General features: G+C 40.1%; 11 protein-coding genes and 1 riboswitch. Of the genes, 8 read left to right on the forward strand and 3 right to left on the reverse strand.

From position 1 onward, the window contains the following. Positions 1-339: 339 nt before the first annotated feature. The 3 genes from spoT to gmk form a co-directional block, all read right to left on the reverse strand. Positions 340-2466: a bifunctional GTP diphosphokinase/guanosine-3',5'-bis pyrophosphate 3'-pyrophosphohydrolase gene (spoT, locus tag BCT49_RS05230; RefSeq protein ID WP_102434422.1), complete on the reverse strand. Its 2127-nt coding sequence runs from the start codon at positions 2464-2466 to the stop codon at positions 340-342. Positions 2467-2525: 59 nt separating this feature from the next. Beyond that, positions 2526-2798, reverse strand: coding sequence for a DNA-directed RNA polymerase subunit omega (gene rpoZ / locus BCT49_RS05235; protein WP_009848003.1), 273 nt, complete (start codon positions 2796-2798; stop codon positions 2526-2528). A 119-nt stretch (positions 2799-2917) separates the two neighbouring features. After that, positions 2918-3541, reverse strand: coding sequence for a guanylate kinase (gene gmk, locus BCT49_RS05240; protein WP_076667686.1), 624 nt, complete (start codon positions 3539-3541; stop codon positions 2918-2920). Between the two features lie 323 nt (positions 3542-3864). Next, positions 3865-3964, forward strand: a riboswitch (purine riboswitch). A 58-nt stretch (positions 3965-4022) separates the two neighbouring features. On the opposite strand from gmk, the gene BCT49_RS05245 reads away from it, so the two are divergent. The 8 genes from BCT49_RS05245 to BCT49_RS05280 all read left to right on the forward strand — a co-directional run bounded on the left by BCT49_RS05245 (position 4023) and on the right by BCT49_RS05280 (position 13216). Further along, on the forward strand, positions 4023-5393 hold the full coding sequence (locus BCT49_RS05245; RefSeq protein WP_065207346.1) for an NCS2 family permease: 1371 nt from the start codon (positions 4023-4025) through the stop codon (positions 5391-5393). Positions 5394-5608: 215 nt separating this feature from the next. Then, positions 5609-6034: a phosphate-starvation-inducible protein PsiE gene (locus BCT49_RS05250; RefSeq protein WP_017109195.1), complete on the forward strand. Its 426-nt coding sequence runs from the start codon at positions 5609-5611 to the stop codon at positions 6032-6034. Positions 6035-6252: 218 nt separating this feature from the next. After that, a complete protein-coding gene (locus tag BCT49_RS05255) occupies positions 6253-6885 on the forward strand; it encodes an alternative oxidase (RefSeq protein WP_017109194.1) in 633 nt (210 codons plus the stop codon). A 469-nt stretch (positions 6886-7354) separates the two neighbouring features. Continuing rightward, positions 7355-7567, forward strand: a complete 213-nt coding sequence (gene cspE / locus BCT49_RS05260) for a transcription antiterminator/RNA stability regulator CspE (protein WP_004735656.1) — start codon at positions 7355-7357, stop codon at positions 7565-7567. A gap of 626 nt (positions 7568-8193) precedes the next feature. Beyond that, positions 8194-9477: a DNA cytosine methyltransferase gene (locus BCT49_RS05265; protein ID WP_102434423.1), complete on the forward strand. Its 1284-nt coding sequence runs from the start codon at positions 8194-8196 to the stop codon at positions 9475-9477. Between the two features lie 19 nt (positions 9478-9496). After that, entirely contained in the window at positions 9497-11116 is a 1620-nt protein-coding gene (locus tag BCT49_RS05270; protein ID WP_102434424.1) for a DUF262 domain-containing protein, read from the forward strand. Beyond that, the gene (locus BCT49_RS05275; protein ID WP_102434425.1) at positions 11113-12246 is read left to right on the forward strand and encodes an AAA family ATPase; all 1134 of its coding nucleotides are present in this window, start codon (positions 11113-11115) and stop codon (positions 12244-12246) included. Before BCT49_RS05270 ends, BCT49_RS05275 begins: the two co-directional genes overlap by 4 nt. Positions 12247-12250: 4 nt before the next feature. Next, a complete protein-coding gene (locus tag BCT49_RS05280) occupies positions 12251-13216 on the forward strand; it encodes a hypothetical protein (RefSeq protein ID WP_102434426.1) in 966 nt (321 codons plus the stop codon). The last annotated feature ends 106 nt before the right edge of the window (positions 13217-13322 follow it).

Genomic DNA, 13322 nt, shown 5'->3' on the forward strand with positions numbered 1-13322 from the left:
AAGATTAAGAGCAGGTTCGGGTTGCGAGTAAACGGGATGCGAAGAGATTAAGAGCGGATGCGGGATTCGAGTAAACAAGATACGAAAGGATAAGAGCAGATTCGGGATGAGAGTGAACGAGATTCGAAAAGATTAAGGGCAGATGCGGTATGCGAGTAAACGGGATTCGAAGGGAATATGAGCAGATTCGGGATACGGGTAAGTGAGCTAAGAAAAGAACAAGGCGGTACAAAAAATTAAAGCAGACTCGAAATACGAAGAGTTGAGTAGTGAAAAGCTTGTGCTCTTCGCATCTCGAGACTCGTATCTCTCATCTGCTTTATCTGTCTGCTTCTAGATCTAGTTCTTGCGACGTCTTACTTTTAGTGCGTGTGGCATCACACGGAGCTTTTTCATAATACTTGCAAGGTGAACACGATCTTTGGTGGTCAGCAAGATAGTCACTGTGTACAGGCGTCCATCACGTTCTTCGGTTGAAATTCCGTGAATGTTAGAGCCTGTTTTTGAGATAACGTTCGTTAACTCAGCCAGTGCACCTTGGTGGTTCTGCAGATCGATCTGAAGTTCAGCCGTGAACTCTTGATCGTAATCGTCAGACCATTCTACCGCCATGTATTTGTCTGGTTCTTTTTGGTAGCCACGAACGTTTGGACACGTTTCACGGTGAACCACAAGGCCACGACCTGGAGATACATGAGCAATGATATGATCGCCTGGGATCGGGTGACAACAATTTGCAAAAGTCAGTAGTAGACCTTCAGCCCCACGGATAGCTAATTTCTTCCTAGACGCATCGCTGTTGTTTTTCACTTCAGTCAGTTCGTCAGCATCACCCAGTAGGCGACGAGCAATAACGATACTCATCAGCTCGCCAAGACCAATCGATGCTAGCAAGTCTTCAACGCTTTCTAGGCGTAAGTCAGACAATACATGCTCGAGGTTCTCTTGGCCGATATCGGCAATAGAGTGTTCACCAAGCGCGTGGTTCAGTAGACGACGACCCAGCGTAATCGACTCTTCACGGCGCATTGTCTTCAGAACCTGACGGATCTTAGTACGAGCACGTGAGGTCACTACGTAGTTGAGCCATGCTGCATTCGGACGTGCGCCCGGAGCACTGATGATCTCAATTGTTTGACCGTTCTTAAGCGACTTGCTGAGTGGGTAAGGGTTCATGTCGACACGAGCACCTACACACATGTTGCCCACATCGGTATGTACCGCGTAAGCAAAATCGACCGCTGTTGCACCCGCAGGAAGTTCGACGATGCGACCTTTCGGCGTGAACACGAAGATCTCATCTGGGAACAGATCAGATTTAACGTTTTCAATGAATTCGAATGAGTTACCTGCGCTTTGCTGAAGCTCAAGTAAGCTCTGCATCCAACGCTGTGCTTTAACCTGTGCGGTTGTCCCATTGCTACTGCGTGAGCCACTGCCTTTATAAGACCAGTGCGCCGCGACACCTTTGTCGGCCATTTGCTCCATATCTTCGGTACGGATCTGAACCTCTACAGGTACCCCGTGAGGGCCGATCATTGACGTATGAAGAGATTGGTAGCCGTTGGCTTTTGGTACCGCAATGTAATCTTTCATGCGGCCCGGACGTGGCTTGTACAAGCTGTGAGCCTGGCCAAGTGCGCGATAACAAGTGTCTGGGGTATCAACCACTACGCGGAAAGCGTAGATGTCCATAATGGTGTGAAAGCGCTGTTCTTTGGTTTTCATCTTGTTATAGATTGAGAACAAGTTCTTTTCACGACCCACGACGCGAGCAGACAAACCGACTTCTTCAAGACGGCCTTCAATTTCGCTATGGATACGTTGGATCATTTCCTTACGGTTACCACGCGCAGCTTTCACTACATTTCTGAGTACGCGATAACGGTTCGGATAGAGGGCTTCAAAGCCCAACTCTTCTAGCTCAGTCTTGATGTTATGAATACCAAGGCGATGAGCGAGCGGAGAATAGATCTCTAGGGTTTCACGAGCAATACGACGTTTTTTGTCAGGACGAAGTGCCCCAAGCGTACGCATGTTGTGAGTACGGTCAGCTAATTTGATCAAGATAACGCGGATGTCTTGCACCATGGCGAGAACCATCTTGCGGAAGTTCTCTGCTTGCGCTTCTTTGCGATCACGAAATTTAAGCTTATCCAGCTTAGATACACCATCAACCAATTCAGCAACGGTATTGCCGAACTTTTCCTCTAGATCTTCTTTAGTGACATCACAATCTTCGATGACATCATGAAGCAAGGCTGCTTGTAGGGTTTCGATATCCAGACGCATTTCTGCCAGGATTCTTGAAACAGCTACAGGGTGGATAATGTATGGTTCACCGCTTGAACGGGTTTGCCCTTCATGGGCGTCTCTCGCTACCACATAAGATTGACGCAGAGCCTCAATTTGAGGCTCTGTTAGGTATTCTTGGGCAACGTCTTTGAGGCTATCGAATAGATACAAATTAAAGGCCCGGAAGGTTAATTAGTTCGAATGACAATGACGCTTTTTGCGAACAAGAGTTAACGAGTGTGAGCGATGCTGCTTACTGCTGCAAGTTCAGCCGCTTCTTGCTCTTGTTGCTCTTGACGCTCACGAGCATCTAGTACGTCTTTAGTGATAAGACCTTCTTCGATTTCGCGAAGAGCGATAACCGTTGGCTTATCGTTTTCTTCAGGCACTAGTGAATCTTTGCCGCCAGTTTGCATTTGACGTGCGCGGCGAGCCGCAATAAGAACTAGGTCGAAACGGTTGCCAACTTTTTCAACAGCGTCTTGAACAGTTACGCGTGCCATGAGGACTCCAAATAGTAATTAACTAATAAATTTTAGATGACGAGAAAGTATACAAGTTTAACTAGAGACTTTCTAGCTCACCGTATACTTATCTCAATGGAAAATCTAGGGGATCTAGATTATTCCGCTAATAAAGCAGTAAGCATGCCGCTGTATTTAGCGGCTTGCTTATCTTCTTTTAAGCGCTCCGCACGAATAATTGCTCTGAAGTCCATTAAGGCTGCATCAAAGTCATCATTCACGATCACATAATCGTATTCTGCATAGTGAGAAATCTCAGATTTTGCTTCGCTCATGCGTTTCGCAATAACTTCGTCGCTATCTTGACCGCGAACATTCAAACGACGCTCTAGCTCACCATTTGATGGTGGAAGAATGAAGACACTCTTCGCTTGAGGCATTTGTTCACGGATCTGACGAGCACCTTGCCAGTCGATATCTAGGAATACATCGATACCGCGGTTTAGGTTTTCTTCAATCCAAACACGTGAAGTGCCGTAGTAGTTGCCGAATACTTCAGCATACTCTAGGAACTCATTCTTCTTGATGAGATCTTCAAAGTGATGTTTCTCTACAAAGTGGTAGTGAACACCATTTTCTTCACCAGGGCGCATACCGCGAGTGGTGTGTGAAACAGATACCTTCATTGCGTAGGTTGGATTGGTTTCCAGCATTGCTGAGATCAAGCTCGATTTACCTGCGCCACTAGGTGCAGATACGATGTAAAGAGTACCTATGCCCATCTGTATATTTCCACTGTTGGTTGGATTGAGTGAGGGCGATAACCGACACTATAAAAGATAGCACTGACCCTAATTTTTGTACCGATGGTTACGTCTATAAAGGAATAACGAGTAAAACTAATAGATGCAACTGGTGAAAATTAGGTCAGAAAAATGGAGGCGAAGAGTAGCATATTTAGATGATTGAGAACAACTGGCTTGATCGTTATTTATTCTCAAATGATCCTTTATCTGATCTTCATATAAATGTAATGACCTATCATGTTCAGTTTTTTATGTGATCTGAACAAAAATTGTTGAAGTTTTAATCTCAATCCTTACAATCCGCGCAAACGATTAAATGCTGTATATATCTAGTGATATGGACTAGATGTTTCTACTACCGAGCCTACCTTGGTGACTACAGTTTTTAGTGTAGAGACTCCTCTATTCTCACAGCATTTGAATCTCAAATTTCTTAATTTATTACATAGGTTTTGTTGTGAATACCGACTCCACCCTGAAAGCCCAGAAAACGTCTGGCTCGCTTGACACCATGTTCAAACTCTCAGAGAGAAAGACCACGATCAGCACTGAGCTATACGCAGGTTTTATTACCTTCTTAGCGATGAGTTATATCTTGGCGGTTAACCCAGCAATTCTGGGTGGTATCCCGGGAATGGATAAAGGGGCAGTATTTACGGCAACCGCTCTTTCTGCGGCTATCGCAACGCTTATCATGGGCATTTGGGGTAACTACCCAGTGATGCTGGCTCCGGGCATGAGCATGAACGGCTTCTTCAAAGGCCTATTGTTAAGTGGTTCAGTTGCAGTACTTTGGAATGAAGCGCTATTTGGCATCTTCCTATCGGGTATCCTTTATCTCGCTTTCTCATTGACCAATATTCGTAAGTCGATGATTGAATCTATTCCTGAAGATTTAAAGCTGGCGATTACCGTATCTCTCGGTTTGTTCATTGCTTTCTTAGGCCTTAAGAATGCAGGCATCATCGTGTCTAACCCGTTCGTACTGGTTGGTTTAGGTGACATCTCTGATCCACAAGTGGTTATCGCTTATGTGAGTATCTTCATCGCTCTGGGCTGTATGGTTCGTGACATTAAGCTAGCAACGTTTATCTCGTTTGTTTCGGCGATTGCATTGACGATTCTGGCTGATGTGTTCTTAGGGACATCAAACGCACCAATCCCTGATCAATTCGTTTCAATGCCACCAAGTATGGCGGGCAGCTTCGGCGCGATCTTTGATTTCTCAGCTTTCACCCCCGAGAAAATGTTCGATCTATTGTTCATCGTACTTATCTTCCTGATTGTTGATTTCTTCGATGGCTTAAGCACGATTGTTGGTGTTGGTCGTGATGCGGGTATCATCGACAAAGATGGCAAGGTGCCAAATGCGAAATCGGCTTTAGTTGCTGATGCAGGCGGAACAGTGATTGGTTCTATTTTAGGTACTACATCGATTACCGCTTTCTCTGAATCGGGTATTGCTTCTTCTCAAGGAGCTAAGACGGGTTTAGCAGCGGTGATGGTTGCAGGTTTATTCCTTGTTTCTCTATTCCTATACCCAATCTTCTCTATCTTCTCGGCGGCAATGGTTGCGCCGGCGATGGTCGTGGTAGGTATCTACATGGTTGGTCGTCTTGGTCAGATTAACTGGGAAAAGAAAGAGTCACGTATTGCGGCTTTCTTCACCATCATGTTTACCGTTTTAAGCTTCTCACCAGCAAACGGCATGGCGATGGGCTTCATCAGCTACGCATTTACGATGGTTGTGGCAGGTAAGCGCAAAGAAGTTCACCCTCTTATCTACGGTCTGTGTGTGGTGTTCTTAACTTACCTGATTCTTCTATAAGCTTGATAGCGAAGTAACGTTTGTTAAGTAGCAGTCGTTAAGTAAAAGATAAATAGATGGCTCTGCAGTGAATGTGGGGCCATTTTTGTATCTGTTACTTGTTTGGCTCACGTTTAATTGATGGCGTTATTCTAAAGTCGATGTCTTGAGAGTGCGCGACTTATATTGATGCATGCTATTGTAGAGGTTGGATTAATTATTTTTGAAGAGTGACTATGCCTTCTCACTTACCTAAGTCTTTTAGTAAGCCTTTCCTCAAGGTTTTCCACATTCTTGAAGCCGTTCTATTGGTGGCGATCACACTGGCGACACTGTTTGCCATGATGGAAGAGTTCATGCACGTCTTTGCGGAACGTCGAGTGCAACTGACCGACATTCTTCTGATGTTCATTTACTTGGAAGTATTGGCGATGGTTCAGCAGTTTGTGATGAACGGTAAGATCCCGGTGCGATACCCGATCTACATCGCGATGATGGCGATAGCTCGTTACATCACCTTAGGTATGAAAGAGTTAGATGCAGTACTTATCGTTTGGTTGTCTGTCGCTGCATTTATCTTAGCCGCAGCCACACTGTTAATTCGAGTCGGGCATCATTACTGGCCATATGTCGATCTAAGAACCAAGCAGCCAGATGAGTAAATCAATCAGGTAATAAGCTACGCAGACTAAGAGCCCAGCCATGTTGCTGGGTTTTTTACTCTCCAATTTAAGTCAATAAGACTTCTATATGTCTTTGTTTGCATTGAATTTACTATGTCAATGTGACTCTTATTGTTGTTTTCTCCTTGCTGAATAAGGGTTTGTGTCTTGGCATGAATGTTGATTAGTAGGTATTAGACTCATATAAGGAACACGCTATGCATTTTGAAAGCACTCATTATAAACCTGAAATTTTCTCCGAAAAGGTTGCACTTCTTGTTACTCGACTTCTCAAAAAGACACTTAACTTGTTTTATGGAAAACACTTAGCCAAACGAGCGATGTTGTTGGAAACCATAGCAGCTGTGCCGGGTATGGTGGCGGGAGTCTTCAACCACCTCAAAGCTTTGCGCCGCATGAAAGACGACGGTGGTTGGATCAAAGAGCTACTGGACGAAGCGGATAATGAACGGATGCATTTGATGATTTTTCTTACCGTTACCAAGCCGTCTATTATAGAACGCATTTTAGTGATGCTATTACAGTTCATCTTTCTACTCATCTATGGCGTGATCTACTTAGTCTCATCTAAAACGGCACATAGGATCGTTGGCTATTTCGAAGAGGAAGCCTGTAACAGTTACTCCGAATATATCTCGAAAATTCAAGATGGTACGTTGCCCAATCATCCCGCGCCTGAGATTGCGATTAAATACTATCGTTTACCCGAGAATGCCATGTTTTTGGATGTGCTTTTCTGCATAAGGGAAGATGAAGCTAAACATAGAGATAAGAATCACGACATTGCCAATCTCTATAAAACCCAAGACTTACCCGATCACCAGTGTTAGTCATTAAAAGACAGAATTAAGACAAATAAAGCTCAGCAACCAGAATATAAAGCCGTCTTAATTGCCTTTAAACTCTGGGGTGGGGTTGAGCTTTGCTGTGGATTCGAGAAATACGGTCTTACCTGATGGTGAGCGCTTTAGGGCGCCTACCATGAGTAAATTTTTTGAGATCAAAGTCTTATAAATTAAGCTCTGCAGCATAGCAGGGCTTTAATAAAAGCTAACCGAACAAAAAAACATCAATTTTTTCAAATAAAGCTTTACAACCCGGCTCAGATCACCAAGAATGGCGTCGCTCTGTTTTCAGAGTTATTAAATGAAACATCCAGTTGTAAAGTAAAACCCTTAGTATTGCTTCATTGTTATTCTCAGTGTTTCCCTTGGCTTCATAGATACATTAAATAATTCAAGCTTTCAGCGCATCGCACTTTTGGCGATTAATTTTTTATTTTTATATAAGGGACACATCATGTCTAACAAAACAAACGGCGTAGTAAAATGGTTTAACGAAGAGAAAGGTTTCGGTTTCCTAACTCAAGACAACGGCGGCGCTGACGTATTCGTTCACTTCCGTGCTATCGCATCTGAAGGTTTCAAGACTCTTAAAGAAGGCCAACAAGTGTCTTTCGAAGTAGAGCAAGGCCAAAAAGGTCTTCAAGCTGCAAACGTTGTAGCTCTATAAGATTTTAAGTCGGCGCAGGTTGCATTAGCAACTTGCGTCACTTTCCCTGCTTAATCTTCACTTTCTATACATCGTCTGCTTTAACTTCTATCTCCTGTTTAAAATTCTCATTTCCCTCTGAAATATCCTTAATACCTTTTTACTCTCGTTACCCCTATTATTTCGCTATACCCACTACTTCGTTACCCCCTTATCGTAATCTACAATCTATACTTCGTTCTAAGCTACTTCTCCGGTTCAACTCTCTGATCTCCGATTTCTGTTCATTGACTTACGGTGATTGGCATTATTGTATCCATAAAAAAAGCCCCTAAAACTAGGAGCTTATCTTGATCTAATCAGCACTGTTAGTTGATCAACACTGATTTAGCTAATGGCTATTCAGCGTGTTACTGACAAACTGTTATTCAATGTTCTAGATCTGAACGCGTTATTTATCTTTAAGTGTTTGTTTTTATTTTATTTACATATAATATTTGATGGTGTGTCACCATTCTATTTGATGTATAGGTGAAAGTGCGAGTCAGAAGGGGGGCTCTATAATGAAAAGTTCCTATTTTATTTATTCCAAAGTATAATAATCGATCGCTTTATCTAAATCTTTTATGGCTTTTGGTTGCAATTCAATGGTAAAAAATCATTCTAATTTAAAATTCAATTCATTCTTTGCTGGTATTGGAGGGTTTGATTTAGCTTTTGAAAATCAAGGGTTTACTCCTAGCTTTCAATGTGAGATCAATAAATTTTGTCATAAGGTATTGAATAAACATTGGGAAAACGTTCCATTATTCAGTGATATTACAAATTTGAAGGTGAATGATATTCCCGAAGCATCTGTGTGGTGTGGCGGATTTCCTTGTCAAGATGTATCTGTTGCGAGAGGCTCTAAAGGAAGAGAGGGGTTGAGAGGAAGCAACTCTGGGTTGTTTTTTCCTTTTTTTGATTTGATATCAGCCCACAAACCTGATGTTGTGCTTATTGAAAATGTAGTTGGCTTACTGAGTTCACACAATGGACAGGACTTTAGGATTGTATTAGAGAAATTAACGAGTATTGGATATGCAGTATCTTGGAGGGTCGTAAATAGCAGGTTTTTTGGTGCTCCTCAATCAAGGCCAAGGGTTTTCATATGTGCTTATAAACATAACCCCCTAAAGGCCTTCTCAACTTTATTTGAACCGAAATTAGGAAAAAAACCAAGTAACTTAAGACGAGCTTTTTTAGATGTTAGTAAATGTGAAAAGTCGAAAGTTAAAGTCGCTCAAATAGCCTATTGTTTGGCTGCCACATCAGGCAGGCATACGGGTACAGATTGGAGTCGTACTTATGTTTCCTATCCAGATGCAGTTAGAAGATTAACTCCGTTTGAGTGTGAGGGCATTCAAGGTTTCCCGAGTGATTGGACTTTGGTTGAAGGTAAGTCGAGAAATGACTTTGATACTGATAGATATCATGCGTTAGGTAACGCGGTTTCAGTGCCTGTAGTTGAGTGGATTGCAAATCGATTAAAAAATGAATTTACAAAAAAAACCGAAATTGTTGATAGTTCTGAATTAGTAAAAGTAATATCAAAAGACTATAGTTCAATTTTTAAAAACATAAGAGAGCAGGCCCATTCTGATTTAATATTAGACCCCAAAGATGAAGGGCATAAGCTGAAATGGATGTCAGGGGGAATAGCATATGGAGATGTCTGCATTGATTTCAAAGCAACTGAGTACCCTGAAAATATCATTGATTCAAAATTAATTGATGTAATTGACAAACGTTTAGATATAGATAATAAGTACTTCATTAGTGAAAATGCTGCCGAGGGTATATTACGCAGAGTGAAAAGCCAGAATAGGAGGCTTTTTGGTCCACTGTATGAAGCTTTAGTTGCTTTAGTCGAAAATAAGAAAGCAGCTTAATATTATAATAGAGGGCATTATGAATTTTGTTGTTATTAGGTTAGGCAAAAATAGTGTTGATGACATTAATATGCTTGATAAGCATAAAGGGGCTGTTACTGAACCGATAGCTCTTACGTTTAAATGCCACCAAGTTGAGCAAAATATTGTAGATTCACTTCAGAAAGGCAGTGTGTTTTGCTTTATTTATCTTGGTTCTGATAATAGCAAAGGTATACCAACCAGCTGGCAAAAAGGTATTCGGGCGCTTGGGCGTATTCTAACAATAGAAGGGAGAACTAGTTTTCAAGCTGAAGCTACGCTAAGTATTAATATATTAAGTGTTTTTCCTTCAAGTCTTAACTCAACAGATTTTTTAGAGAGTACATCTAAACGCTACAAGGAGTTCAGTCAGTATCCGGTAATTGGTCTTCAAAGCTCAAGAAATAATGCTATTCAGTATGTTAAAGGAGGGGATAAACAAGATACCGCTTCTTTGATTAATGCAATTAACACCCTATATCCTTCATTTCGGTTAGATTTAGCTAAAAATGCGAGTGAACTACTAGGGTTAGTTGACCCTGAAGAAGGCGACATTGAAGGTGACGAAATAATCGATGGAGATATGTCACCTAGCTTTGGTTGGGGAGAAGAGTACCCTTTAAATACGGTTCTTATTCGTACTGAGCAAAGAACTGTAAAAAATGTGGTAGAAAGAATTGATAATAATCGATTCAAAATGGATCCTGACTTTCAAAGAGCTTTTGTATGGACCCCTGCTATGCAATCTAAATTAATAGAGTCTTGTTTGATGAGGATCCCTTTACCCGTATTTTATGTTGCGGAAGATGATGACGGTAGAATTGTTGTTGTTGATGGATTACAAAGGCTGACAACTTTCTATCGATATCTTCAAGATGGGTTTTCTTTACGTGGTTTAGGGATAAATGGAAAAAAATTTAGTGAACTACCAATAAAGTTGCAAGAACGCATTGAAGATACACAGCTTATATTTTATATCTTAGATGAAAAGGCTCCAGAGCGAGCCAAACTGGATATTTTTGATCGAGTGAATGGTGGTACACCGCTGACAAGACAGCAAATGAGAAATTGCCTTTATAATGGTAAAGGAACAAAATTTGTTAAAGAGCTTTCTGAGCTTGAGATATTTAAAAAGGCTACAGGGGGTAGTCTTGCTCCAAAGACTATGAGAGATAGAGAAGTCATAAATAGATTCTTAGCTTTCTCTATCTTAGGGTATAGATCCTATAAAGGTGACATGGATGATTTTTTAGCTCGGGCGCTGAAAACTCTCAATATGATGAGCGACTCTGAAATATACGAACTAAAAGATAAGTTTATTCTAGCGATGAGCAATAATTACCAGCTTTTCTATGGACATGCCTTTAGGAAATCCTTAAGTAATTTTAATAATTTTAGCGCAAGGTCAGTTATAAATATTTCTCTTTTTGATGTGTTTAGTTTTGTGTTATCAAGCTTAGATTTAGAACTAATAGATCAAGATGACCTTAAAAATGCCTTAGAAAACCTGTTGTATGATGATGACTTTTTGGATTCTATTTCAATAGGAACAAATAGCACAAGAAAAGTAAATGTTAGATTTTCAAAGGCTCTTAATTGCTTGGATGATTTTAGATGATAGAACGAATTAATTTATCAAATTTTAAATGCTTTAATAAATTATCATTACCTTTGTTTAATCTGACTGTTTTGACTGGATTTAACGCGTCAGGAAAGACTTCAACAATACAGTCCATACTATTATTGACTCAAAATTTCAAGAGTATTAGATACGACAATAAAATTGGGTTGAATGGTGTATACACTCGGTTGGGAAGCCCAGGTGATGTGTTGAATGAGGATTCCAGCTCCAAAATTATAGATATATCAGTAGAAAGTGAGAGCGAATCGATATCACTATCTTTAGATTTAAAGAGTAGAAATTTAGATAGGACTATTAATATAAGTAAATTGAGCTTGTATGGTGATGGTTTAGAAAAAGAATTTTGTAGTGTTAACGCATTGTTCTCTCATGTATCTGATGACAGTGAATCTATTTTTAGAATGATTTCTAATGTGGTTTATTTAGGCATATCTAGGCTGGATTTGGACTCTTTATTTCCAACATCTTTGGATGATAATCAATTCAATGTTGGAGAGAAGGGTGAGTTTGCCCCTTGGCTATTTGATATATCTAAAGATGAAGTAGTATGTAATGAAAAAAGACATCATTCAGAGTCCGCTGATAGCTTTAGACGGCAATTTAATGCTTGGTTTAGTGATATTTTTCAAGGTGCTGAAGCTGATACACTAGCTGTAGATAATAGTAACTATGTTAAGCTTTTGTTCAGAAATAATGATACAGCTGAATGGAGATCTCCAAACAATATTGGCTATGGATTATCATATGCATTCCCTATCGTAGTTGCAGCATTACTTGCTAAAGCTGGAGATGTGTTAATTATTGATAGTCCTGAGGCTCATCTACATCCATTAGGGCAATCAAAAATGGGAGAGTTTCTCTCTGTTATTAGTAAGTCTGGAGTTCAAGTAATAATTGAAACTCATAGTGATCATGTAATTAATGGTTTAAGACTTGCGGTATCTAGGTCAAAAATTGAACATGATCGCGTAGGAATCCACTTTTTTAATTCAAAAAGCAAGAACATTATTTCTCCTGTAATTGACTCGACTGGTAGCTTGAGTGATTGGCCTGATGGGTTTTTCGATCAAGCAGAAAAAGACTTATCTGAACTGTCGGGCTGGTAAGTTTATGACATGGTTTCTTAATGAAGTATCCTTTACAGGACAATTCTCAAGTAAAGAGTCGTTTATTGACTATTTAAGATCTATTCTAAAGCTAAGAAGCCAGAACCCTGCTGTCAAAGACAGTTTATTCTGCTCTAAGCATTTACCTATATTGAAAGTCTCTGGTGACTTTACTTTAAGGGACGCAGTAATTGCTCAAAAGGATCGAGATCTTACAAGACAAGTCTTGGAATGGTTAGATAAAAAAGGTCCTTTTATTGATGACATTCGGCAACATGTAGAAAATGATGATTTTGAGATTTTTGATAAAGTTGTCACGGACTTTGGTGTTGGGGAGTCTGCAAGACAAAAGATTTTAGGTAATTACTCTGCATTATATAGTTTAGAAACAACAGAACATGATATGACTACTGATCAGTTAGTTGTTAACCAAGTAATGGAAGATTTAACTGTTGTCCCACATGAAATAGCAAACTTTTGGGATTTAGATACTTTGACCCTAAATGTAGAGTCTAGGAAAAGACCACCTAACTCATGGGATGAAATGTTAGAGCATATTACTGGGGAATATTCAAACTTATCTTTGAGTGATGAATTAATAGATCAATTATCACCTCACCCATTTAGTTCTGTAATATGCAAGCATGTACTCTTCTATATGAGTGTGCTAGATAATTTAGTCGGTAGTAGAAATGACAGTGGTGAGTATACGGAACTAAGTCAAAGTATTTTAAATGACTACTTCCTTGGGGATGGCGCAAAAATAACAGATGAATCTTCATCGAATAAGAAAGACTACAAAGATAAAATGACGTTTAAAGATCCAAGGGATAATAAAATAGATATATTTGGCACTTGGCACGCTAAAATATCTAGTTGTTATTTTAGGATTCATTTTGAATTCCCATTAAAATCAGAAAATAAAACTATGGCTATATGTTATATCGGACCAAAATTGACAAAAAAATAATGATGTAGATTGTTTTCTGAATTGAAATAGCATTATAGATTCTTTCTATAATGCTAATCTCTTAGATTTTGATATTCTCCTGAACTCTGAAGTGGCATAGTGAATT

The organism is Vibrio lentus (assembly GCF_002875945.1).
In the GTDB taxonomy this organism is placed as follows: domain Bacteria; phylum Pseudomonadota; class Gammaproteobacteria; order Enterobacterales; family Vibrionaceae; genus Vibrio; species Vibrio apostichopi.

Excerpts from the sequence above, each read along its gene's own strand:
- rpoZ (WP_009848003.1), bottom strand. The coding sequence starts at position 2,798 with ATGGCACGCGTAACTGTTCAAGACGCTGTTGAAAAAGTTGGCAACCGT.
- gmk (WP_076667686.1), bottom strand. The coding sequence starts at position 3,541 with ATGGGCATAGGTACTCTTTACATCGTATCTGCACCTAGTGGCGCAGGT.
- BCT49_RS05250 (WP_017109195.1), top strand. The coding sequence starts at position 5,609 with ATGCCTTCTCACTTACCTAAGTCTTTTAGTAAGCCTTTCCTCAAGGTT.
- BCT49_RS05255 (WP_017109194.1), top strand. The coding sequence starts at position 6,253 with ATGCATTTTGAAAGCACTCATTATAAACCTGAAATTTTCTCCGAAAAG.
- cspE (WP_004735656.1), top strand. The coding sequence starts at position 7,355 with ATGTCTAACAAAACAAACGGCGTAGTAAAATGGTTTAACGAAGAGAAA.
- BCT49_RS05265 (WP_102434423.1), top strand. The coding sequence starts at position 8,194 with ATGGTAAAAAATCATTCTAATTTAAAATTCAATTCATTCTTTGCTGGT.
- BCT49_RS05270 (WP_102434424.1), top strand. The coding sequence starts at position 9,497 with ATGAATTTTGTTGTTATTAGGTTAGGCAAAAATAGTGTTGATGACATT.
- BCT49_RS05275 (WP_102434425.1), top strand. The coding sequence starts at position 11,113 with ATGATAGAACGAATTAATTTATCAAATTTTAAATGCTTTAATAAATTA.
- BCT49_RS05280 (WP_102434426.1), top strand. The coding sequence starts at position 12,251 with ATGACATGGTTTCTTAATGAAGTATCCTTTACAGGACAATTCTCAAGT.